Raw genomic sequence first — 22,724 nt, 5'->3', positions numbered from 1 at the left:
GTCAGTCCCGACTTCCGGCGTAGTGGCGCGTCCCCACCAGCGCGTCGAACGCGTCGGCGAGTTGTGCGGTCACGTCCCCGCCACCGAGTTCGACGGTTTCGTCCCCCTCGCCGATTTCGGTCGCGCCGATTCGGGCGAGCGGGCGAACCTCCCACGTCGTGTTCGTCAGGAACGCCTCGTCGGCGCACAGCACATCGTCCGGTTCGTACCGTCCCGTTTCGGTCGGAATCCCTTCCGCCTCGGCGAGCGAGAGGACGACGTCGCGCGTGATTCCGGGGAGGACGGGTCCCGAGAGCGAGGGCGTGTGAAGCGTGCCGTCGCGGACGAAAAACAGGTTGCTCGTCGCGCCCTCGGTGACGGCCCCCGACGAATCGAGCATGACGGCCTCGTCGGCGTCGGTTTCGAGGCGGGCGAGGATGCCGTTCAGGTAGTTGTGCGTCTTCGCGCGTGTCGGAAGCGCGGCATCGGGGACGCGTCGCGTCTCCACCACGTCGGCGGTTGCGGGGCCGCTCCAGACGGATTCGCCAGCGATTCCGCCGCGCGGCAGTTCGGAGACGATGACGACCACGGTGGGATTCGTCGTTGGACCGGGCGTGAGCTTTCCGGGTTGGACGCCGCGCGAAATCGAGAGTTTGACGTACGCCTCCCGGAGGTCGTTCGCGTCGAGCGTCCGGCGGACACGCCGACGGAGCTCGTCGTCGGCGATGCCGTGATCGAGCGAAAGCGCGTCGCAGGTGGCACGCAGGCGGTCCGCGTGGGCGTCCCACTCGAAGGGACTCCCGCCGTAGGCGCGAATCGTTTCGAACGCCGCGTCGCCGTACATGAACCCCCGATCGCGGACGCTCACGGTCGCCTCGGATTCGGGCACGATGTCGCCGTTCACGTGGTAGTGCACGGTTCCTCCGTTCCGTAGCACAGGTCACAGAAGTTTCGAACGAGGTGTTTCCCCTCGTCGGTCAGGATGCTTTCGGGGTGGAACTGCACGCCGACGTGCGGTACGGTCGCGTGTCGAATCCCCATCAGCGTCCGGCGGTCGTCCGCGGTTCGGGCCGTCTCGGCCAGCACGTCCGGGAGGTCAGTACGTTCGACCGCCAGCGAGTGATAGCGGCCGACCTCGAACTCGTCGGGGAGTCCAGCGAACACGCCTTCCCCGTCGTGTGTCACCGTCGACGGTTTCCCGTGGATGACCTCCGGAGCGTGGACGACCGGCGCGCCGTGGGCCGCACAGAGCGCCTGATGACCGAGACAGACGCCGAGCGCGGGATACGTCGTCTCCGCGAACACGTCCATCGAGACGCCCGCTTCGGCGGGTGTCCCCGGTCCCGGCGAGACGACGATTCCGTCCGGATCGAGGTCGCGGATCCCCGCCACGTCGATGGCGTCGTTCCGCCGCACGACTACGTCGTCGGCGAACTCGCCGAGGTATTGGACGAGGTTGTAGGCGAACGAGTCGTAGTTGTCGATGACGAGAATCATTGGTACGCGTTCACTATGGCGTCGTTTGGGCGTACCGCCGCTAAAAGGTGTTCGGTTCCCCGAACGGCCGAGCGTCGGCGAGGTCGAACAGGTGGACGATGTCCTCCCGCCCGTAGTGGTCCAGCAGTTCGTGCAACGATCGGAACGTCAGCGTCTCGGTCGCACCGGCGGCCGCGAGCGCGATGTACCGCTCGCCGAACACCGGGACGTCCTTGTTGATGACCTTCCCGAAGCCCTGAAACTTCTCGGGACGGAGCGCGTCGAGGTCGATGCCGTGGTCGTACTGTTCCCAGTCGGTGTCATCCGGCCGTATCCCGACGTTTCGGCAGGCCGCTTCGAGTCGCGTGTAGTCGCCGAACGCGTCCCACGCCGGCCGCCGTAAATCGACGTGCATGAGGTCGATTTCGAGTCTGGTTCGGAGTCGGTCGACGAGACCGTCCCGCACTGAACCGTCCGCGGCCGCCCTCGTTCGGCCGATGAGTTGGGGAACGTCGAACGTCTCGCCGCCGTAGGTGACGTACTCGTCCCCGTGTCGCTCTGCAAGCCAATCGAGCGTCCGTGCCACCAAGTCGAGTTCGTCGTTTTGCGTGTCGTCCCGCCGGAACAACATCTCCGTCTCCCTGTCTCCGTCCGGCGATTCGTAGCCGAGCGCGACCGCGAGGAGTTCGAAATACGCCGGGTCGTCGAAATCCGGCGGCGTCTCGTAGTGTTCGAGCGTCGGACTCACCGTCTCGATGTCGAGTGCGAACCGTCCTGCCATCTATCTTTCACGGCGTCGACGGGCGATGGTAAAACTACTGTAATCGGTTTCGAACGCGTTACTGCCCGCCTTCCACGAGTCGTTCGAGTTGTTCCGGCGGGACCGCACCACGGGCGGCGTAGCCGTCGTACGTGAACGTCGGAACGCCGGTCACGCCGCGCTGTCGTGCCTCGGTGAACTGCTCCCGCAGTTCCTCGTGCAGGGCGTCGTCCTCGATTGCGTCGCGTATCTCCTCGGGGTCGAGTCCGTTGTTCGCCGCGAGTTCGGCGAGAACGTCGTCGTCCCCGATGTCCCGCCCGTCCCGCCACAGCGCCTCGAAAATAGCTTCGTCGAAGTCGAGCCAGCGTTCGGGGTGTTCGGATTTGACGTAGTAGGAGGCGACTTGCGCGGGAAGCGAATCCACGTCGGTCGCGATCTCCTGGGCCATCTCGACGCCGTACTTTTCCTGTAGCCGTCGGACGTTCTCCCGCGCCTGTCCGTAGTAGGAGTCGTCCTTCCCGTCGTCCGCGCTGTGGTCGATGGACCCGTCCGCGTTGCGCTTCCCGCTCCGGAGGTCGAACGGGTGCCAGTCGAGCGCGAGCGGTTCCTCGCGCGTCTCACGGTACCGCTTCAGTGACTGCCGCCCGAGGTAGCAAAACGGGCAAACGTAATCGGAGTACACGACGAGTCGGTCGGTCGCTTCGGGATGGCTCATGCCCGTTGCTTGTGTGCTGGGAGGGTAAAACCGGATGTCCCCGGAAGCCGTTGCCCCTTGTCCGTCCGAACCGAACGCCTCAGGTACGTCCGGCACTAACGCCACGCCAGATGGCTCCCGCGCTGTACCCGCTCCACGCCGTCGCTTCCGAGGGGAGTTTGGCGCTCCACGTCGTGTTGGCAGTGGCGGCGCTCGGGTCCGCGGCGGTGTTTCTGCTGGCGCTCGCGGCGTTTCGACAGCGGCGGACGCTTCCCTATCTGCTGGTCGCGCTCGCGTTCGGGGCGCTCGCGGGCCGCGAGTTCGTCGGCGGGATGACGGCGGCGAACTACCTCTCCGCGAACACGCACCACCTGTACGAACATGGCCTCGACATCGTGGTAATCGCGCTCCTCGTGGGTGCGGTGTACTACGCACGAAGCGTCGAAACGCGATAACCAACCATGACGACCGAACGACGATGACGGAAACACGAACACGAATCGCGCGATGTGTGGACTCCCGTCCGGGGATTCACTTCAACGACCTCGTCCGGGAGTCGGACATCGCTCCGGGACAGATACAGTATCACATGCGGGAGTTGCTGGCCGAAGAGCGACTCGTGAGCGAGCAACTCTACGGGAAGACCCACTACTACGCTCCCGAGTACGACGAGTGGGAGCGGGCGGCACTCGCCCTGCTCCGCCGGGAAACCGCTCGCGACGTGCTCGTCACGCTGTTGGAACGCGACACGGCGCGTCCCGCGACGCTGGCCGACGACCTCGGCATCGCCCGGAGCACGCTCGAATGGCACGTCTCGCACCTCGAAGAGCAGGACCTCGTGGAGAAGCACCGCGACGTTCGAAACCGGGTGACGCTCGCGCCGACCCGACCCGAGGAGACGGCCCATCTGCTGGCGGCCGTGACGCCGTCGTTTCCCGAGCGGATGGTGGACCGCTTCACCAGACTCGTGGACAGTTTGCTGGCTGAGTAGGTTTTTTGCGTCCCGAACCGTACCGAGGACGACATGCGAAGTCGGGGACGAATTGCTGTCATCGGCGGTGCGGTCGGCGGTCTCGCGGCCGCCACCGCTTTTCACCGACTCGGCGACGACGTGACGCTCTACGAGCGGCAGCGATACGACGAGAAACGGGTCAACTGCGGCGAGGCGATGACGTCGGCCTCGGAAATTCCGCTGGAAAAGACCGCGGAGAACGGATTTCTGAACCGCGTGCCGTCGTTCCACGTCGCGGTTCGTGGCGGCGAGAACGTCATCGGCAGCGGAACGTTTCCGGCGGCGGACGCCTACATCACCGACCGAAACGTGGTCGAACGGCGGTGGGCGGCGTGGCTCGCCGACCGGGGCGTCGACATCCGCGAGAAACACGGCGTGAGCAAGGCGGAATTTCGCCGCCTCGCGGGCGAGTACGACCTGTTGGTGGATGCCACGGGCCAGCCCTCACTCACGAGCAAGGTCTGCGGGACGACGAACGAATACTCCGGGCGGATGGTCGCGCTCAACGCGGACGTGACGGGTGACTTTTCCGCGCTCTACCCGCACTCGCGCATCGTTTTCGAGGGCTACCTCGGCTACGAGTGGCTGTTCCCGAAGACCGAAACGCGGGCCAACGTCGGCGTCGGATGGCACGAGGGCGACGTCCCCGACGACTACTTCGCCGCCTTCAACGCCGCGTGCGAGCGGAACGACTGGCCGAAACCGGAGCGAAGCAAGACGAACGTCGCCATCATTCCGCGCGGGCCGAGTTTGGACCCGGAACGGATCTACCGCCCGGAGAACAACGCTGTCCGGGTCGGCGACGCCGCTGGCATCGCGAACCGGTTCACGGGAAAGGGAATCTCGCAGGCGATTCACTCCGCGTCCCTGCTCGGAAACTGCGTCGCATCGGGGGAACTGGACGTGTATCCCGACAGGCTCCATCGCGGGATGCGGGCCGAATACCTCCTCTCGTCGCTCGTCACGACCGTTTTGGACGAGGGACGAACCGACCTGCTGGCTGACCTGCTCGCGGTGGCGTCCGGCATCGACATCGAGGACATCGACCGACACCCCACCCGAGCGCTGTTCCGCCTCCTCACCCATCCGTCGCTCATCTCTCGCTTGCTGTCTATCCCGGCCGTGCGAACGTCGGTGTGGCGGGCGCTCCGCGACGACTGGGAGTACGACCGCGGAAACTGAGCGTTCGATTCGCTCACTCGTTCCTGATGCCGAACAGCGCGAGGTTGCCGACCAGCAGGCCGACGCTGACGACGAAAAAGAGCGCGCCGACCGGCGACGCGAGGTCCACGAACAGCCAGTAGAGCGGGGCCGCGGCCGACGGACCGACCGACACGACGGCGAGTTCGGAGATGACCGGACCACAGCAACAACAGGCGTTCGGGGCCGCGACGGCCGCCGTTCCCGAGGCCGCGCCGGTGGACCCGGTCCTTGCGTCGCCGAGCCACTGGTTGGCGATTATCCCGCCGTTCAAGCCGACGAGGACGCCGACGAGCCCGATCTGAATCAGCAGTCCGGTCGAGAACACCCCGGAGATCGGAATCGACGGGAAGCCGAACTCCACGGCGGTCCAGTAGACGAGCGGGTTTGCGACCTGCGCCGTCGTCACGAACGACCCCTTCGGGATGCCGATTCCGTGTTCGGGGACGAACGTCACCATGCCCATCGAGAAGGCGAAGAACAGCGACGCGAGGACGCCCGTTCCGACGCCAAACCACCGGGCCTTGCCGTTGCTGAAAACCCGCGATAGCGGTTCGCGCGCGTCCCGCCAGAGGATGTAGCCGACGCCGACCGGGAGTCCGAGGACGAGGGCGTATCCCACGGGGTTCGTCGCCGCGCCGACGGACGACATCACCGTCGGGTAGGCGACCCACGCGCCGAGGGCTATCCCGAATGCGGCGTAGCGCGGGCGCTCGGGAAATCGCAGACGCCCGGCGATGAGGCTTCCGACGGCTATCATCGTCCCGAGTGCCAGCGTCAGCGGTTGGTACCACTGTCTCGCGATCGGTTCCTGCGACGCCCGAAGCGTCTGCACCGGCGAAAGCTGTACCAGACCGACCGCACCCGCGGCGGCGACGAACAGGCCGAGGTAGACGCCGTAGAGGGTTTGGGTTCGGCGATGTTCCCACACGGTGCGTCCGAGAAGGACACTCCCGCCGACGATGGCGATACCGACGGCCATGACGACCAGCGCGAGCCATTGCGGATACGGTTGCGGGTGGCTCTCGCCGTGAGCGGAAACCACCGGAAGCGCGCCGAGCGCCGTCACCGCGACGACCGCTCGACCGCTCCACCGCCCCACGTTCGAGTCCATACTCGCCCATCTCTGTCGCATCGTCATGTACTCACGGATTTTCGTCGAGGGTTGTTTCACCGCACCGCCCCTCGGAAATCATCCCGCAATGGTCACGCCGATGAGTCGGCCCACGCCGAACGTCAGCGCCGCCGCCGCGAGTCCGATGAGGACCTGACGACCGCCGGAGTACAGGACGCTCCGTCCGGTGAGGAGCGTGATACCTGCGCCGATGGCGAACAGCGCGAGCGCGCTCGCGAGCAGGCTCACCCCGACCGCGGTGAGGCCCGAAAAGACGGCGAACGGCGCGACCGGAACGATCGCGCCCAGCGCGAACAGGACGAACGAGGACCCCGCCGCCTCCCACGCCGACCCGCCGAGACCTTCCGGGTCGATGCCCAGTTCCTCCCGCGCCAACGTGTCGAGGGCCGTTTCCCGGTCCGAGACGATTTGGGCGGCGAGTTCTTCCGCCTGTTCCCGCGACAGACCCTTCGCCCGGTAGATAAGCGCCAGTTCGGTTTCCTCCTCCTCGGGCACTTCCGCGAGTTCCTCGGCTTCGACGCCGATTTGGCGCTGGTACAGTTCCCGCGAACTCGTGACCGAGAGCCACTCGCCCATCGCCATGGAGCCAGCACCCGCCAGCAGTCCGGCGAGTCCCGTGATGAGAATCGAGGTCGGGGCCAGCGCCGCGCCCGCGACGCCCATCACCAGACTCAGGTTCGAGACGAGACCGTCGTTCGCGCCGAGGACGGCGGCCCGGAGCGCGTTCCCGCTGGTCGCGTGGTGTCTGCCTTCCAGTCGTGCCAGCGTCCCGCCCTCCACGCCGCTCGACGTGTCCAAATTCGCGAGGAGATGAGCGTGTGAGCGTTCGTCGTCCACGAGCGAGGAGTCAGCATCGGGCTGGCGGTGATACTCCACGCTCCCGCCGATTTCGCTTCCGCGAACCGCGGGAAGGACGAAGTTCGCGCCGAACCGCCGCGCGAGCCACGCGAGGGTTCGCACACGACGGCTCGGGGCGGGCAACCCGACCGGTTCGTCAGCGTCGTCCAGCTTCGTCGCCCAAAAATCCGCGTGTTCTCCTTCCGTCTCGGCCAGATTTCGGTACAACTCCGCGAGTTCCGGGTTCGATTCCGACTCGGCCATCGCGCGATAGAGCGCCGCGCCGTCCACCTCGTCCTGCCAGTTATTTCGCCAGCGTTCCACGTCCCCCGATTTCATGGTACTACTGTCGCTGTCCACCGCGAAAAAAGCGTGCTCAGCCGAGGATGTACTGCAGGGCGGGATAGCGCTCGACCAGCGCCTCGCCGCCAACTTCGTAGCGCGCGATGAGCGTGTCCAAGCCGAGGATGTACCCCGCGCCGAACGCCGCGACGGCGAGGAAGACGAGCATGTACGCGAAGTCGCCGTTGATGACGCCGTGTTCGACCGTCCAGTTGCCGAAGTAGAACATGGCCATCATGAACGCGCCGAAGAACGCCGCGAGGCGAACGAAGGCGCCGACGAGGAGCGCGAGGCCGATGAACAGTTCACCCCACGGGACGGCGACGTTCACGACGTCCACGAACCAGGGAGTGGTACCCATCCAGTGAAACACGCCGACCATCGGGCTCGCCGCGGGAACCGCGTTCGTCAGGTAGCCCGCCGCGTCGAACGGTTCGGCCGCCGCGATCTTCGCCCATCCGGCGGCGAGGAACGCGTAGCCCATCATGAGACGGAGCGCCAACACGAACCACGCGCTCAGGCTGTGTGCCTGTCCGCGAACGGTTAGGCCGCCGATTTTGCTTTCGAACGTGTTTGCTCCAGTGTTGAGTTGGTTAGTTGCCATTGCATTCACCTACGATTGTAGAGACGTCGGGATATGTGATAAACCTATGTTGCGGTTCTCATGGCATAAGAACCGTGTTTGACGGTGTTTAGCACTGTCGAAAAATACGGTCAGTCCGCCCGCACTGCACACGACGATTCGGTGTACTCCACGTCCTCGATGGAGTCGATGGGGTCCGAACCGCAGACGGGACAGTTGGGGTTGTTGCGATACTGAACTTCCTCGAAGCTCATGTCCATCGCGTCGTAGAACAGCATCCGGCCCTCCAGCACCTCGCCGATTCCCGTGAGCGATTTGACCGTCTCCGTGGCCTGAATACAGCCGACGGTTCCGGGGAGGACGCCGAGGACGCCCGTCGTCGCACAGTCGGCGACCATGTCTTCCGGCGGCGCTTCGGGGAACAGACAGCGGTAACACGGCCCGTCGGTCGTGAACGTCGTGACCTGTCCCTCGAACTTGTAAATCGCGCCGTGGGAGAACGGCGTGTCGGTGAGGGTACACACGTCGTTGACGAGGTACCGGGTTCGGAAGTTGTCGCTCGCGTCCACGACGAAATCGTAGTCCGCGATGAGCGATTCCGCGTTGTCGGGTTCGACGCGGACCTCGTAGGTCTCGACGGCGATGTCGGGGTTGAGGTCCCGAACGAAGTCGGCGGCGCTCTCGACTTTCGGACGCGAAACGTCGCCGTCGCCGTGAATCACCTGTCGCTGGAGGTTGCTCCGCTCCACGGCGTCGTCGTCGGCGATTCCGATGGTGCCGACGCCCGCCGCCGCGAGGTATTCGATGGCCGGTGCGCCGAGGCCGCCGGCACCGATCACGAGGACGCGGGCGTCGAGGAGCGCCTGTTGGCCCTCCGCGCCCACCTCGTCCATAATGATGTGCCGGGAGTAGCGGTCGAGTTGCGTCGCGTCGAGCGAAAGGCCGCCCATGGTTTCCAGTGGGCACATCCGGCTATAAATCCGTGGTTCCACCGGAACCCGAACCGTCACTCGAACCTTTTTGGTCCTCGGGTACGGTCCGGGTCATATGAGTCACCGCGGTTCGACGAGGGACCGACTACGACCGCGCTCGTTCGTCGAAGGGGCCGCCCTGATGTTCGCGCTCGGGATTCCCGGCGTCCTGTTCGTCGGCGCGTCGTCGCTCGACGAACTGCACAGCCTTCCGCAGGTTGCCGACGTGCCTACCCATCTCCTCTTCTTGCTCGCCATCGCACAACCGCTCGTCCTCCTCTCACTCGCCTGCCTCGTCGGTACCGCCCTCATTCCCCGCGTGCGACTCCATTCGCACGTCCTTTACCGGGTCGTCGGAACGACGCAACCGCCGGTGCTGTTCGCCGAGGAGCTACCCGCATCGGTCGGTGTCGGCGTCGTCCTCGCTCTCGCCGTTCTCGTCCTCGACGGTGCGTTCGCGGCGTTCGTTCCCGGACTGTCGTCACTCCTCGCGGTCGCTGCGAACGACGCAACCGTCTACTCGGTAGCGGTGGGACTCCTGACCAAATTCCTCTACGGCGGTATCACCGAGGAGTTGCTCGTCCGGTACGGCTTCATGACGTTCGTCGCGTGGGTCCTCTGGAAGCTCACCGGCGGGGACCGTCCCTCCTCCGGCGTCATGTGGGCCGCAATCGCCGTCTCCGCGGTGGCGTTCGGTGCCGGTCATCTCCCCGTGCTCGCGGCCACCGCCGCGGTAACGCCCGCGCTGGTCGTTCCGGTCGTTTTTCTCAACGCGCTCGTCGGCGTCGGTTTGGGATGGCTCTACTGGCAGAACAGCATCGAATCGTCGATGGCCGGTCACGTCACCTTCCACCTCGTCGTCGTCGTGTCGCTTGCTGTCCTCCCTTAGTTGTCGTCCTCCCGTAAGCGGCAAAGGCGGCTTCCGCCACAGCCCCCTTATCCGTGTACCAACTATCGCTCAGTATGGCGACGAATCGAAAATTCCTGCTGTCGAAGCGCCCGAGCGGAACGCCCGACCGAGACACCTTCGAACTGGTCGAAGGGGACGTCCCGGAACCGGGTCCGGGCGAGGCGCTCGTCCGCACGTTGTACCTCTCCGTGGACCCGTACATGCGCGGTCGGATGGACGCCCGGGAGTCCTACGCCGACCCGTGGGCGGTCGGCGACCCACTCGAAGGCGGCGTCGTCGGTGAAGTCGTCGAATCCAACGGCACTGAATTCGAGGTGGGCGACATCGTGACCGGCAACCTCGAATGGGCCGACTACGTCACCGCCCTCGGACCGGAACTCCAAGAAGTCGACCCGGACCTCGCGCCCATCTCCACCTCGCTGGGCGTCCTCGGTATGCCGGGATTGACCGGCTTCTTCGGCACCCGCGAAGTCCTCCAACCCCGCGCGGACGATACGGTCGTCGTCACCGGTGCGGCCGGTGCGGTCGGCTCCGTCGTCGGCCAGATTTCGAAGCTCACGGGTGCCAAAGTCGTCGGTTTCGCCGGGTCCGACGAGAAGGTGTCCTTCCTCGAAGACGAACTCGGGTTCGACGTCGGAATCAACTACAAGGACGTGGACGACTACGGGCAGGCGCTCGACGACGCCGCGCCCGGGGGCGTGGACCGTTACTTCGACAACGTCGGCGGCGAGATCACGGACGCCGTCTTCTCCAAACTCAACGTCGACGCTCGCGTCGCCGTCTGCGGTCAAATCGCGCTCTACAACGCCGAATCCGTACCGACCGGTCCGCGCAAACTCGGCAAACTCATCGAGACGCGTGCGACCGTGGAGGGTCTCCTCGTCGGCGACTTCGCGCCGCGATTCGAACAGGGCGCGAAGCAACTCGGTAAGTGGATTTCCGAGGACAAAATCCGGTATCGAGAAACCGTCACCGAGGGGTTGGAGAACGCCCCCGACGCCTTCCTCGGCCTGTTCGAGGGCGAAAACATCGGCAAGCAGTTGGTGAAGGTCGGCGAGCGAGAGGAGTAGTCCGGTCCGTCCGTTTTTCGACGATAGCGGTCTCTACGACTCCCACGTCCGGCTTCGGTGCGAACGTGGTGAGTTCGAAACCGTGTTCGGCGAGTACGTCGGAGAGTCCCCGGAGTCATCCATATAGCGTCACGGTTCTCCGATGGAGAAACCCCGTCGGCGCTGACCGAATTATCAGAAGTCAAATGGTCGGGTGGTATGTACAGCCATTTGATATCGCATTTTGCAGTTTATACATTTCCCGTCTCGATCCGAGTTTCCGACGTTTACCGTCCTGTACCGTCCAAAATATGCGATCTTGGAGATCATCCGATCAATCGCTCCCGAATCGGGTCGGCGACGAGGAGGAGAAACCACGAATACGTCGCCCACCGTGCGTTCACGAGCGCTATCAGAATCGACACGGCGAAGACGGTGGCGGGGGTGAGAATGTCGTACGTGACTTCGCGCATGTCATCGCGGTCGACCGTCCCGTCGAGCAGGTCGCTTCCCCACGCGTACCGCCAGAGAACGGCGAGGACGATGCTCGTCAGCGTGAGCGTTCCGGCGTAAACCATCACGGGAACGCCCCCCGGAAAGTCGCCGATGAGCGAGGTGGAAAACGGGATGAACGCGATGAACATGAGATAGATGATGTTCAGCCAGAGGAGTTTCTGGTTGTAGCGCTCGACATCCCCGAAGATGTCGTGGTGGACGATCCAGTAGTTTCCGATGACGAGAAAGCTGATGACGTAGCTCAGAATGTCGGGCCACTCGTCGACGATTTGACTCAACGCCGCCGCTCCCGTCGGCTTGGGTACTTCGATGTTGAGTATCAACAGCGTGATGGCGATGGCGAAGACGCCGTCGCTGAAGCCCATGAGCCGATTCATCCCTTCGGTTCGCTTTCGGTCCGTCAGGTTCCCCGCCTCCCCCTCCGATTCGCCCATTTTTCTCGTTAACTACTCGCTGCCAGATAGCATTTGTGTGGGTTCACGAACGAGTCCGTTTCTTTCCGAACCGGGCCGACCGTCTTTCGGTGCCGTTCGGTTCACATATTTATTGCTATTTATACCACTTGAAATTTTATCAGAAAATCTAAGAACGAATGATGCGGCTACGGTGCGTATCGGGGAACGTATGTCCACGACGGCCACCGTCGCCGAAGTTACCGACGGCGACACGATAGACGTCCGGTTCGACGACGGAACCACCGAAACGGTCCGAATCATCGGCATCGACACGCCGGAAACGACCGATAACGCCGATGCCGAGCGCCGCGCCGAGTGGGAGGGAATCGAGGAACTGAACTATCTCGGCCGGTGGGGAGAAGCGGCGAGTCGGTTCGCGAAGGACGAACTCGCCGGGGCGACGGTCGACCTCCTGACGGACGAAAACGAACCGAACAGGGGAAGCTACGGTCGACTCCTGCGATACGTTCGGTACGACGCCGACGACACCGGCGAACGGGAGACGGTCTACAATCGCGAGGCCGTCGCCGAAGGGTTCGCTCGCGTCTACGACTCCGGGTTCACACACCACGACGAGTACTCCAAACTGGAAGCCACCGCGAGGAGAGAACACCGACACGTCTGGACGAAGAGCAACGTCGCCGCCGCTCCCGAAGTTCGGGACCGGTCCGTGGAGAAACTCTTCGTGCCCACCCCCGCGAGCATCGAAACCGACGGGGGACCGGTTTCATCGGACAGGGTTCCCGTCTTCGCCGCCGAAACCGCGACGCAGCGTCCGGGGGACGGAACCGCATACGAGAAGCGGATTCCGTTGGTCGCCGTCGACGAATCGGCGTCCGTCGTGCTGGTCGGCGGCCCGCTCATCGACGAGACGTACGAGCAGGCGGAGGGGTTCCCGGCCGACACCAGTCGCTACGGAAACTTCCCCTTCCTCACCAACGTAATCGCCTCGCTCACCAAACGGTCGGGCGCGGTCCTGATGGACGGCGGACACGGGCAGTTCGACGCGGAGTACGCCCTTTCCGCCGAGGATACCGCTTACTACGGGCGATATTTGGAAGGGCAGGACCTCCGGCTCCGACAGGTGAACGAATTGGCGGGGGACGGTGCGCTGAACGGACGGGCGCTCCTCGTGACGCCGCCCGCCGAACCGTTCACGGCGGCGGAGCGGGAGGCGGTCGCATCCTTCGCGGAATCCGGCGGTGCGGTCGTTCTCGTCGGTCATTCCGACGAAGGCATGCCCGACGAGGCGCGGTCACGATTGAACGCGCTCGCCGCGGAACTCGGGACGGACCTCCGGTTGAACAACGACCGAGTGACGGACGAACCCGCCAACCTGAACGGCGACCCGTCCCTGCCGACGACGACCGAACTGAACGCGTCGTTCGACCTGTTCGACGCGCACACCCCGGACTCCGCGTCGGAACCGTCGCTCTCGGTTATCGAGGTACACCCGCGTCCGGAGGACGGGTCCGGTTCGCCGACGGCGGAATCCATCGTCGTGGAGAACACGACCGACCGGCCGCTCGATTTGACCGGTTGGAGGGTGACGGACGAAGCCGAACACGAGTACCGGTTCCCGGATGGGTTCACGCTCCCACCCGGAGCGGCGGCAACGCTTCGAACGGGGACCGGAACCGACGAAGTCGTCCTCAATTGGGGTCGCTCGCGGAGCGTCTGGAACGACGACGGGGACACGGTTTCCGTGTTCGACGATACGGATTCCCTCGTGACGGAACGCTCGTACTGACGTCTCTCGGGGAGTTATCGACCAAAAAATCGAAATCGGCGAACGCGTTACTTGCCGCGGCCTTTGCCGCTGGAGTTGCTCGGTCGGGTGTGTTCCGTCCCCTTGCCGCGCTGTTGGAGGCCGCGGTTTCGCTGTCCCGCGCTCGTGAGGCCACGGTGGGCGCGGCCGCGGTGCGAGTCGTCACAGATCCAGTTGAGGTCCGAGTCGTTCTGAATGGCGGGGTGTTCGGGGTCCACCAGAATCACTTCGTGCCACTTCTGGCTGCCGTCCTCGCCGACCCAGTAGGAGTTGAGGACGCGAAGGTTCGGGTACTTCTTGCTGACGCGCTCCTCGGCGATGCGCTGGATGTTCTTCCGCCGTCCGAGGCGGTTGACACCCTGCCGCTTGGAACGGCGTCCGGCCTTGTGTCGCTGCTTGCGCGCGCCGCCTTTGCGGACGCTCGCGCGTGCCACGACGACGCCCTGCTTGGCCTTGTAGCCGAGCGAGCGGGCGCGGTCGAGTCGGGTCGGGCGGTCGATTCGCTCGATGGCACCCTGTTTTCGCCAGTCCTGCTTTCGTTGCCACTGGAGTTCGGCGAGTTTGCCGTCGTCCGGGTCCTTCCACGCGTCTCGAATGTGGGAGTAGAAACTTTTTGCCATGGTCTATCACCACGGGCGTTGGGTGGTTCAGCGCGTTCGGCGGTAGCCCGCCTCCTCGCGATTCGGTCGAATCGCGTACGCCACATTCCGTCCTGCTATCGCAGGTGCCCGCTGGTGCCCGTCTTCCAGCGAGTTATCGAACGTTCCCGGTTGGCGGGTTTAAGGCCTTCGTATTGGCTCGTCGGAATCAGAGATGTTTTATAAAATTACGAAAGATACAATGTAAGATGAAAGACTGTCGGTCGTTATTCCGGGACGAGGAGGACGTGTACGTGTTCCGGGACCACCTCGAAAGCCTCCGACAGCACGGAAGCAACCTCCTCGTCACCGGTGAAGTGTCACAACGCGTTACGAATCGAGCGTCACGAACCCTCTTCGGTGACGATATACACGACCGAAAGCGGGTTCTTGCACTCACTGATGCGGGAATCAACACCGCGAACGAACACTTCCCGGTTGACGTTTCTCCCGACGACTCCTCCGTCTGGCTCATCGACCGCGGGAACCGCCGCCGTTCCCTTCCGCAGGCGGCCGCCAGTATCGGCGAAACCCTTCCGCCGTTGGACGGGAAAAACGGCCTTCACGAACTCCGCGAGGAGATAGTGACCGCCACGGGATACTACGACGACGCGACGGACGGCGTCGCCCCGGCGGAGCTTCGGCTCTGTGTCGATTCGCTGAACTACCTCGTCGACGAGCAGGACCTTCTCGCGCTCAAGCGTTTTCTCCGTTCCATCTGTGCCATCATCAAGGGCGTGCGTGGAATGGCGCACTACCACTTTTCGGTGCCGGACGACGACGCTACGGTTGCGGAGTTATCACCCCTGTTCGACGCGCGGATCGAACTCCGTCAACGGAACGGTGACCACCCCGACCACCGGTGGCACGTACCGTCCCTCGACATGACGACCGCGTGGGTAGACCTATAAATATACGGAGTCTGTAACACACGAAATCGTGGACCCACAGTTCGAGTCGTTGGCAGCGAGACCCGGTATCGAGGTTCGGGACCCCATCGAAACGGTTCGCTTCGAGTTGCACACGCCGCGTGCCGTCGAACCGACGCCAGCGGACGCCGATTCGTTCTACTATCCGGTCGATTCGGCCGTAACCATCGAGACGGACGAAATCGCCCTCCCGATACTGGCGAGCGTTTTCGCCTATTCGGTGGACGGTGAGTTCGACCGAAGTTTCACCCCGAACAGCGACTCCGAACTGACGCTCGATTCCGGACCACGATACCTCCAGATCAACGGGACGCCGATAGTCATCTACCTCTCGTTCTCTTCCGCGGTCACGATTCGAAAGTCGGAGACGGAGATACGACTCTCGTTCGACGGACCGACACCGATTCGAATCGGCGCACGCTCGTATCACGAAGCGCCGGAAGGAACCGTCACCGTCACCGGGTCGGTGCGGGACACGATGCGAGCGCTCTCGACGTTCGGGTCGGCGCTCAAGATGACGACCCCCGACCGCGCCCATCCGACCCTCCGAGGCCACCCGCCGCTGGTGGAACTGGGCGAGGAGTTCCACGTCCCGGAGTCCATCGACCCGCCGGACACCGGGGTTCGACTCGAACTGCCCCTGATGCACGAGAAGGTCTTTCCGGCGGCGTCGCTGGCCTACTACCTCGGTGCGGAGGTGGTTCCGACCGGCGGGACTCCGAAACTGATCGCTGGCGACTTCGAGTACTCCCTCGAAAGCGACGGAACGTACGAGGAGACCCTCCACCGCCTCCTCCGCCAGACCGCGTTTCTCGACTGTCTGGTCCGAACCGAGGGAATCGTCAAGGACGAGTCGTACGAACGAAATCAACTCGAACCGCGACTCGACATGGACTTCGCGGAGGTGTACCGCAGTTCGCTTCCCGAGCAGTTGGAGACGTACCTCTCGATCCCGCTCGAGGCGATTTCGGAGTACGTCCCGACGTGGAACCTCACGACTGACGTCACGCCGCTGGAAAAACACGCCAGGGTGTTGCCGTTTCTCGCATACGACCTGTCCCAGATTCGCTCTGCGCCGCTTCAGTCCTCGGAACAGTCGATTTCGAAGCCACAGATGTTCGACGACTTCTACCGAACGGGATTCACGCGGGAACAAAAGCGGGAGTTCGAAAACGCGGATTTCCTTCGAGGGGTAAGTGACCGAACTGACGCAGGGAAAATCGTCCGACCCGACCCCGTGGAGACGACCGAACACGCGTGGGTCGGGGACGGATTTCCGTTGGGTGCGAACAAACTGACGGTCGAAACACTCAAACGGAGATTCGATTACTCCGCACCGAACAAATCCAGTATCAGCATTCACGTCGTCTGTAACGACGCCGAGATGAGTGACGAAATCGTGGACGAACTGTACGGGTTTCGTGAACTGGTCGAGTACGACATAACCATCGACTACAATCGAACCGTGGCCGAGTTGCGTGAGATACTAGAGACACCCGTAGATTTGTTCCACTACATCGGTCATGTAGATGATAGCGGATTCCTCTGTGTGGACGGTAGTTTGGACGCTCAGACACTCGATGACGTTGGTATCAAGGCCTTCTTTTTGAATGCTTGTTCTTCGTATGAACAGGGAATGGCACTGATTGGGAAAGGAAGTATGGGCGGTGTGGTTACGCTTGACGACGTTGCCAATGAAACGGCTACACGGGTTGGTCGAACCTTTGCGGCTTTCCTGAACAGTGGCTTCCCGTTACGAACAGCACTGTCGATTGCTCGAAGCGAATCCGTATCCGGCTATCGATACATTACGCTCGGAAATGGGAGTCGATCGTTGGTGCAATCTGATGGTGGGATTCCGAGTTGGATATCAATCACGTTGAAGGAAGATAATCAATATAATCTTACATTCAACACTTTTCTCGATCCCCGATGTCAATTTGGGTCTACATATACTGTAAATGTACTTGGTCGCACATCGAGAACTCTCGTTTCAAGCGATACCTCTTTTGAAAACGTAATCGTCGCAGATCTTGAAGATTTTTTAGGACTAGAGCAACAACCAGCAACTATCAACGGTCAAATCCATTGGAATCCGATTGACTTTATTAATTAAAACTCTACGGACCACCCGTCGCTTCTGCCGTCCCGCCTGCGACCACGGGAACGACCTCCATCAGTAGCAAACTGGCCATAAACAAAACGCCGATCATTCGTGGGTGCTGTTCGAGGTACGTGGCAACATCGTTTCGTGCCATACATATCCTATATTCCCTAAACAAAATTAATTTATTTAATCAGTTTTAACAAGACAATTATTATACGAAGCCTCGGTTTCTCTGATAAAATCCCGTTTCGGCCATAAATAACATACGGTACTTGCTAATTCAGCCCGTGAGAGGAAGTAACTAGCCGGGAAATCAACGTGCATGTATCTCGCACACAGATACGGCGTCGGCGAGGTGGGTCGCTAATGGCGATTCTCGAACTCGCAATCGCGTTCGCCGTCCTCGCTATCGTCGCTGGCGTCCTCGGCGCGGGTGGCGTCGCTGGCATGTCGATGGACATCGCCAAGTGGTTGATAATCGTGTTCCTGGTCTTGGCGGTGGTGTCCTACGTCATCTAGGGTCCGTCGTCCGCGTAGTTGCTGACCGATTCGAATTCGTTTTCCGCGATTGCGCGCGCGACTTCAGGTACGTCCACGTCCCTGACGAGGCGGGGGTATTTCCGCTCGAAGTAGCCCACGATGTTGCGAACGTCGCGTTCGAGGAACTCCGACGCGTTCTGGTGGTCGGTCGGAATCGATTGGGGCCAGTCGAAGATGGTGATTCCGTCGCTGTTGACGAACACGTTGTACTCGCTCATGTCGGCGTGGACGTATCCGCCTTCGTACGCGTCGCCGACCTCGCGGAGGACGAGATCGAGGACGGGAACGACCTGTTCGTCCTCGAACTTCGAGCGCGCGAGTTCCACGCCGTCTATCTTCTCCATCACGATGGCGTGGCGGTTGTGATCGATGGGACGCGGGACGCTTACGTCCGGATACAGCGCTTCGAGGATATCGTGCTCCCGTTCGGCGGCTTTCCGAGCGGTGTAGAGCCACGAGACGTGCTCGCGGTCGGACGTGTAATCGCGCTCTTTCATCACCTCGCGGAAGTTGGTGTACCCCTCGCGGTGGTACTTCAACGCCATCGGGCGAAACGACTGCACTTCGTACACGTCGCTTTCCTTGCCGACGCCGAGCGGTGAGCCGACGCCCTGAATCGTATCGCGTTCGGAAAACGTCCGAAGCGCGAGTGCGTCGTATCCCTCGAACGTGAGCGTGTAGCCCTCGTACTGGATGGTCTTGCGTTGGAGGAGTTCGCGGTCGAGACAGCGGTCGATTCGATACGCCACTTCCTCCGCGGTCAACCGCGAGAAGTTTGGAATCTTCTCCTTCTGTACCCATTCGCTAAAGCGCATTCCCTGCTCGACGCCCGAGAGGAGATAGAAGTCCTCCTGTTCCAACTCGGCCATCTCGGGCGCGACGTTCCGAACCATCGCGTTCGCCTACTCGTCCGGTGCGTAAGGGACTTGCGCCACGAACCGAGGGACGAATCACCATCCCGTACCCGACAATCACTCGACGTCGTTCGTGCTAAAATTACCCCTCCACCGACCCCGTTCGGCCGGATTCGTCGCCGGAATAAACTCAGATTTTGTATATAAAAATGATTTATTTGGTGAGTTACGATTCCATCACCGGGTTTCCCTCACCGATATCCGTATCCGTTTATGCCCGTTCGGACATGTCGAAAAAACAGTCGTAATCGATTCAGCGGGTCGCTGGCTCCGGCGGCTTGACGCCGCGTTCCTGTCGCGAACCCTTCAACCAACCGCCGAGCGCTCCCGCGATACCGCTCGGAATGGCGAACAGGAGGGCGACGACGATACCGACGAGGAGCACCCCTGTTCCCGCGAACACGCTTCCCACGGGGCCGGCGAGGCTCCCGACGAGCGCGCCGCCGAGCGCGAGCAGTATCGCCCCGACGATACCGCCGAACCCGCCCGCGAGCAATCCGTTCCACGTTCCGTTTCCGATTCCCTCTCCCGCCATGTAGCCAGCGACGAATCCCCCGATTATTCCCCCACCGATGGTACCGACGACAGGCAGGACGATTCCTCCGAACGTGCCGATGACGACCATGACGATGAATCCGATTATCACCGCTCTCCAATTCGTTGCCATAGGTCGAGCTACGCTAGCCGACGATATAGCGGAATCGCTCCTCTCGACGGTGACAGGACTGCTAAAACGGTAACGACTCGGCGACAGTACCGTAACCATCAACGTACGGGAACAGGGATTTGCGGCTTCGAGTCGACTTCGACCCCATGTCGAACGACTCGATAGACGTGGCCGACGGGCGGGGCGGAATTTCCGGCGACCGAACGACGCGTCTCGCGTGGACCCGAACGATTCTCTCGTACATCAGAACGGGGTTCGCGTCGTTCATCTTCGGTATCGCCCTCATTCGCCTCTTCGCGGGGAAACTGACCGACTACACGGGAGTCTTCTTCCTGCTCGTGGGTGCGTTGTTCGTCCTCGGTGGTCTCTATCTGTTCATCGCTTCCAGGTGACGTCGTCCGTTCCAGAGGGGTCCGTTCCGGCCGACTATTCGTTTATGCTGCTCCCCGGCGTAGGGCAGAACGGAGGGGGAAAATGAGTCACGACGTTCGACCTGAAGAGCAGTCGCGGGAACGAGTACCGAACACGGCGGCGGAAAACTGGCGACTCTTTCTGAGTGTCGGGGTACTACTGGTTATCCTGAGTATCGTCGCCGTCGTCGGTGCCGAACAGGTACTCGTCGGACTTGGGAGCGTCCTCATCGTGCTCCCGTTCGCGGCGACCATCGCCGTCTCGTTGCTGTTCGGCGTGTTGTTACTGATCGGTGGGACGGTTCTCACGGCGACGGGATTCGGCGCGAGGGAGTGGAAGGGAAGGCGGTTGGAGATACTCCTCGCGACCGTCTATACGGTCTTCGGCCTCGCGCTCCTCATCAATCCGCTGGTCGAGGCGACGTCGTTTACGGCCCTGTTGCTCGTCTTCTTCCTCCTCGGCGGCCTGCTCGAACTCGGGACGGGCCTTCGAACCCGCCCCGAGTCGGGATGGTCGTGGCTCGTCCTCAGTGGCGTCGTCGCGTTGGTGGCCGGGGCTATCGTCCTGTTCGTCTCGCCGGTCGGCGCGCTCCGCATCATCGGCCTCGTCTTCGGCGTGAACCTGTTCGCGAGCGGCGTCGCCCTCGTCGCCACCGCGATGGGGCGGAGAAAGGTGTCGCGCGAACGTGACGCGGTCGTCACGCCGCCGACCGAGGCCCCGCATCGCTAGGGGCGACGTTTTCACGCTACTCGTCGTTCTCTGACCGCTGCGTTCCGGGCAGGAATCCGGAGAGGAGCAACTGGATGAGGACGAACACGACGACGATGACGAGCGCGAGCTGTACCGCCTCGACGGCCGAGTTCTCGACGATTTCGACGAGCAGCCCTCGCACTGCGTTCGGGAGTTCCTTGGCAGCGGCGCTGTTCCCCGGCGAGTTGAACGTTTGGGCGGCGTCTTCGAGCGCGACGATGAGTCGGGTTCGCTCGCTCGTCGAAACGCGGATACCCGTGGAGTGCAGCACCCGGTCGACGATGCCGCCGTACAGGCTCGCCAGGAAGATGCTTCCAATGACGGCGTTCCCGATGCCTCTCCCGAACTCCTTCCCCGTTTCGAGGATTCCCGAGGCCTCTCCGCCCTCTTCGTCGCCGGCAGAGGACAGGGACATGTTCGAAACGGGTGCTCGCATGAGTCCTGCACCCGCGCCGAACACGGCCAGCGGAACGACCATCGCCTCGACCGTGACGGTCGGGGACAGCACGTACCCGAGCAGCAGCAGGCCCGCGACGAACAACGCAACGCTGATCTGAATCATATGTTTCGGCGAGAGGTATCCTTCCACCCACCCCGAGCCGATCGAGACGAGGATGGCGGCTATCGCGAACGGCAGAAAGGCGATACCGATGGTCAACGGGTCGAACCCGACCGCCATCGCAAGAAACGTCGGCAGGACGAACCCGAACCCGGTCGTGACGACGCTGTAGATGCCGTAGATGGAGAGACCCGTCACGTACACGCGGTTCGTGAACAGTTTCGGCCGAAAGAGCGCGGCTTCGCCGCGGGATAGCCGTCGTTGCTCCCACTCGATGAGACCCCACAGCACGACCAATCCGAATCCGAACACGAACGGAACGACCGAGAGGCCGAAGGGAGCTATCCGGACGCCCTCGACGACGAGCGGTCGGATTGGAGTCACCCAGCCGTACTGGCCCGCCAACAGGAACGAGAGGATGACAGCCCCGATACTGAGGAAGGACAGGACAGTCCCGCCCCAATCGAACGCCGCTTCTTCCTCCGTCTCGGTTTCGGGGACCGAAAACAGCAGCGCGAATGCGACGAGCAGGCCGACGCTTTCCAGTCCGATGGCCAACCGCCACGTGGCGACGGTAGCCAGAAACCCCATCAGCAACGGCCCCACGGCTTGCGCCGACGCAGTGACCGCACCCCAAACGCTGAACGCCGTCGCCCGTCGCTTTCCATCGTACGTGGCCAGAAGCAACGCCAGCGAGATGGGCGTGATCATGGTATCGGCGACGGCCTTGATAACGGACCACCCGAGGACGAAAATCCCGAGCGACGGGCTCAACGCGCCGATGAGGGTCCCGATCGAGAAGAGGACGATACCGTATCGGAATATCCGTTTGTTCCCGTAGAGGACGCCCAGTCCGGCACCGGTCAGCAACAGCGGCGCGTCCACCACCGAGTAGATGGCGAGCGCGGCCTGAACCCCGCTCGCGCTCGTTCGAAGGTCGGTACTGATCGGTTCGATGGCCACCGGAATCATCGACGCGTCGAGGCTGACGACGAACATGACGATGGTCACGACGACGAGCGTCCCCCACGTGTCGAGAAACGAATCGGATTCCCGCTCGGTCCCCGCTTCCACATCCGCGTTATCAGTCGCCACGCTCACCCTCCGTTGGAACAGTCGACAACTGCTGTCGCTCGTGTTCCCGATGTTTCGTGCCCATGAGAACCCCCGAACGAGGTACGACGCTCACGGTGATAAATAGTGTTAACAAATTTATTCTATGTCCGCTGAATGATCGTTCGACTGTCGAATACGGACGGACGATTCGATTCCCAATCACGCGTGCCATCTTCTGATCGAAGGCCGACGATCTCGGCAGACCGTTTCACGACCTCACCATCACCCTCGGCACAAGGGCGGTTCGACCGTATGGTCGTGAAAAGAGGAAAACGGAGAAGACAGCGGGGTAACCGATCAGTCAGTCGCCGCCTTCCCTCCGAAACGCGCGATATCGACGAGCAACTGTGGGGCTTCGACGCCGTTCGTTCCGAAAAGCGTCTCGACCGAAAAACCTACAAACTGA

25 protein-coding genes are annotated in these 22,724 nt (G+C 62.6%); 11 read left to right on the top strand and 14 right to left on the bottom strand.

What is annotated here, in order from left to right:
• Nucleotide 1 precedes the first annotated feature (1 nt).
• The 4 genes from LJF34_RS07765 to LJF34_RS07750 are packed head-to-tail and all read right to left on the bottom strand — an operon-like array spanning nucleotide 2 to nucleotide 2,930.
• A complete protein-coding gene (locus tag LJF34_RS07765) occupies nucleotides 2-895 on the bottom strand; it encodes an aminotransferase class IV (protein WP_231184314.1) in 894 nt (297 codons plus the stop codon).
• Complete coding sequence (locus LJF34_RS07760) at nucleotides 880-1,476, bottom strand: aminodeoxychorismate/anthranilate synthase component II (RefSeq protein WP_231184313.1); 597 nt, start codon at nucleotides 1,474-1,476, stop codon at nucleotides 880-882. The genes LJF34_RS07765 and LJF34_RS07760 overlap by 16 nt, the downstream gene beginning before the upstream one ends.
• A gap of 40 nt (nucleotides 1,477-1,516) precedes the next feature.
• Nucleotides 1,517-2,236, bottom strand: a complete 720-nt coding sequence (locus LJF34_RS07755) for a ribonuclease H-like domain-containing protein (protein WP_231184312.1) — start codon at nucleotides 2,234-2,236, stop codon at nucleotides 1,517-1,519.
• A gap of 58 nt (nucleotides 2,237-2,294) precedes the next feature.
• Nucleotides 2,295-2,930, bottom strand: a complete 636-nt coding sequence (locus LJF34_RS07750) for a DsbA family protein (protein WP_231184311.1) — start codon at nucleotides 2,928-2,930, stop codon at nucleotides 2,295-2,297.
• Nucleotides 2,931-3,040: 110 nt separating this feature from the next.
• Here LJF34_RS07750 and LJF34_RS07745 point away from each other — a divergent pair, with 110 nt between their 5' ends.
• Genes LJF34_RS07745 through LJF34_RS07735 form a run of 3 tightly spaced genes read left to right on the top strand, consistent with a single transcriptional unit; the run spans nucleotide 3,041 to nucleotide 5,103 of the window.
• The gene (locus LJF34_RS07745; protein WP_231184310.1) at nucleotides 3,041-3,364 is read left to right on the top strand and encodes a hypothetical protein; all 324 of its coding nucleotides are present in this window, start codon (nucleotides 3,041-3,043) and stop codon (nucleotides 3,362-3,364) included.
• A gap of 23 nt (nucleotides 3,365-3,387) precedes the next feature.
• Complete coding sequence (locus LJF34_RS07740; RefSeq protein WP_231184309.1) at nucleotides 3,388-3,900, top strand: ArsR family transcriptional regulator; 513 nt, start codon at nucleotides 3,388-3,390, stop codon at nucleotides 3,898-3,900.
• A 33-nt stretch (nucleotides 3,901-3,933) separates the two neighbouring features.
• Nucleotides 3,934-5,103, top strand: a complete 1,170-nt coding sequence (locus LJF34_RS07735) for an NAD(P)/FAD-dependent oxidoreductase (protein ID WP_231184308.1) — start codon at nucleotides 3,934-3,936, stop codon at nucleotides 5,101-5,103.
• A 13-nt stretch (nucleotides 5,104-5,116) separates the two neighbouring features.
• On the opposite strand, the gene LJF34_RS07730 is transcribed toward LJF34_RS07735, so the two are convergent.
• The 4 genes from LJF34_RS07730 to moeB form a co-directional block, all read right to left on the bottom strand.
• On the bottom strand, nucleotides 5,117-6,235 hold the full coding sequence (locus LJF34_RS07730) for a hypothetical protein (RefSeq protein ID WP_231184307.1): 1,119 nt from the start codon (nucleotides 6,233-6,235) through the stop codon (nucleotides 5,117-5,119).
• Between the two features lie 78 nt (nucleotides 6,236-6,313).
• Nucleotides 6,314-7,432 (bottom strand): VIT1/CCC1 family protein, encoded by a 1,119-nt coding sequence (locus LJF34_RS07725; protein ID WP_231184306.1) that lies wholly within the window; start codon nucleotides 7,430-7,432, stop codon nucleotides 6,314-6,316.
• Nucleotides 7,433-7,469: 37 nt separating this feature from the next.
• Nucleotides 7,470-8,039: a DoxX family protein gene (locus LJF34_RS07720; protein ID WP_231184305.1), complete on the bottom strand. Its 570-nt coding sequence runs from the start codon at nucleotides 8,037-8,039 to the stop codon at nucleotides 7,470-7,472.
• A gap of 110 nt (nucleotides 8,040-8,149) precedes the next feature.
• Nucleotides 8,150-8,968 (bottom strand): molybdopterin-synthase adenylyltransferase MoeB, encoded by an 819-nt coding sequence (gene moeB, locus LJF34_RS07715; protein WP_231184304.1) that lies wholly within the window; start codon nucleotides 8,966-8,968, stop codon nucleotides 8,150-8,152.
• Between the two features lie 97 nt (nucleotides 8,969-9,065).
• Here moeB and LJF34_RS07710 point away from each other — a divergent pair, with 97 nt between their 5' ends.
• Nucleotides 9,066-9,878 (top strand): CPBP family intramembrane glutamic endopeptidase, encoded by an 813-nt coding sequence (locus LJF34_RS07710; protein ID WP_231184303.1) that lies wholly within the window; start codon nucleotides 9,066-9,068, stop codon nucleotides 9,876-9,878.
• Nucleotides 9,879-9,952: 74 nt separating this feature from the next.
• Nucleotides 9,953-10,969, top strand: coding sequence for an NADP-dependent oxidoreductase (locus LJF34_RS07705; protein ID WP_231184302.1), 1,017 nt, complete (start codon nucleotides 9,953-9,955; stop codon nucleotides 10,967-10,969).
• Between the two features lie 305 nt (nucleotides 10,970-11,274).
• Here LJF34_RS07705 and LJF34_RS07700 read toward each other — a convergent pair whose 3' ends face one another.
• A complete protein-coding gene (locus tag LJF34_RS07700) occupies nucleotides 11,275-11,898 on the bottom strand; it encodes a TMEM175 family protein (protein ID WP_231184301.1) in 624 nt (207 codons plus the stop codon).
• A 190-nt stretch (nucleotides 11,899-12,088) separates the two neighbouring features.
• On the opposite strand from LJF34_RS07700, the gene LJF34_RS07695 reads away from it, so the two are divergent.
• Complete coding sequence (locus tag LJF34_RS07695; RefSeq protein ID WP_231184300.1) at nucleotides 12,089-13,669, top strand: lamin tail domain-containing protein; 1,581 nt, start codon at nucleotides 12,089-12,091, stop codon at nucleotides 13,667-13,669.
• Nucleotides 13,670-13,716: 47 nt separating this feature from the next.
• On the opposite strand, the gene LJF34_RS07690 is transcribed toward LJF34_RS07695, so the two are convergent.
• Entirely contained in the window at nucleotides 13,717-14,307 is a 591-nt protein-coding gene (locus tag LJF34_RS07690) for a 50S ribosomal protein L15e (protein WP_231184299.1), read from the bottom strand.
• 227 nt (nucleotides 14,308-14,534) lie between these two features.
• Here LJF34_RS07690 and LJF34_RS07685 point away from each other — a divergent pair, with 227 nt between their 5' ends.
• Entirely contained in the window at nucleotides 14,535-15,236 is a 702-nt protein-coding gene (locus LJF34_RS07685; protein WP_231184298.1) for a hypothetical protein, read from the top strand.
• Nucleotides 15,237-15,264: 28 nt separating this feature from the next.
• Nucleotides 15,265-17,370, top strand: a complete 2,106-nt coding sequence (locus LJF34_RS07680; RefSeq protein WP_231184297.1) for a hypothetical protein — start codon at nucleotides 15,265-15,267, stop codon at nucleotides 17,368-17,370.
• Nucleotides 17,371-17,374: 4 nt separating this feature from the next.
• On the opposite strand, the gene LJF34_RS07675 is transcribed toward LJF34_RS07680, so the two are convergent.
• Nucleotides 17,375-17,512, bottom strand: coding sequence for a hypothetical protein (locus LJF34_RS07675; protein WP_231184296.1), 138 nt, complete (start codon nucleotides 17,510-17,512; stop codon nucleotides 17,375-17,377).
• A gap of 215 nt (nucleotides 17,513-17,727) precedes the next feature.
• On the opposite strand from LJF34_RS07675, the gene LJF34_RS07670 reads away from it, so the two are divergent.
• Nucleotides 17,728-17,880 (top strand): DUF1328 family protein, encoded by a 153-nt coding sequence (locus tag LJF34_RS07670; protein ID WP_231184295.1) that lies wholly within the window; start codon nucleotides 17,728-17,730, stop codon nucleotides 17,878-17,880.
• Here the strand turns inward: LJF34_RS07670 and LJF34_RS07665 are convergent.
• Both LJF34_RS07665 and LJF34_RS07660 read right to left on the bottom strand, forming a co-directional pair.
• Nucleotides 17,877-18,794, bottom strand: a complete 918-nt coding sequence (locus LJF34_RS07665) for a serine/threonine-protein kinase RIO2 (protein WP_231184294.1) — start codon at nucleotides 18,792-18,794, stop codon at nucleotides 17,877-17,879. The genes LJF34_RS07670 and LJF34_RS07665 overlap by 4 nt on opposite strands.
• A 274-nt stretch (nucleotides 18,795-19,068) precedes the next feature.
• On the bottom strand, nucleotides 19,069-19,482 hold the full coding sequence (locus tag LJF34_RS07660) for a DUF5518 domain-containing protein (RefSeq protein WP_231184293.1): 414 nt from the start codon (nucleotides 19,480-19,482) through the stop codon (nucleotides 19,069-19,071).
• Between the two features lie 146 nt (nucleotides 19,483-19,628).
• Between LJF34_RS07660 and LJF34_RS07655 the strand changes: the two genes are divergently transcribed.
• The gene (locus tag LJF34_RS07655) at nucleotides 19,629-19,874 is read left to right on the top strand and encodes a DUF202 domain-containing protein (protein ID WP_231184292.1); all 246 of its coding nucleotides are present in this window, start codon (nucleotides 19,629-19,631) and stop codon (nucleotides 19,872-19,874) included.
• An 82-nt stretch (nucleotides 19,875-19,956) separates the two neighbouring features.
• Nucleotides 19,957-20,622: a DUF308 domain-containing protein gene (locus LJF34_RS07650; RefSeq protein ID WP_231184290.1), complete on the top strand. Its 666-nt coding sequence runs from the start codon at nucleotides 19,957-19,959 to the stop codon at nucleotides 20,620-20,622.
• A gap of 16 nt (nucleotides 20,623-20,638) precedes the next feature.
• Here the strand turns inward: LJF34_RS07650 and LJF34_RS07645 are convergent, their stop codons facing one another.
• Entirely contained in the window at nucleotides 20,639-22,297 is a 1,659-nt protein-coding gene (locus LJF34_RS07645) for an MFS transporter (protein WP_231184289.1), read from the bottom strand.
• Between the last annotated feature and the right edge of the window lie 427 nt (nucleotides 22,298-22,724).

It is taken from the genome of Haladaptatus sp. DYF46 (genome assembly GCF_021083305.1).
GTDB lineage: Archaea > Halobacteriota > Halobacteria > Halobacteriales > Haladaptataceae > Haladaptatus.
The sequence above is the reverse complement of the archived record's forward strand: the minus strand, read 5'-3'. Positions and strand labels throughout refer to the sequence as shown.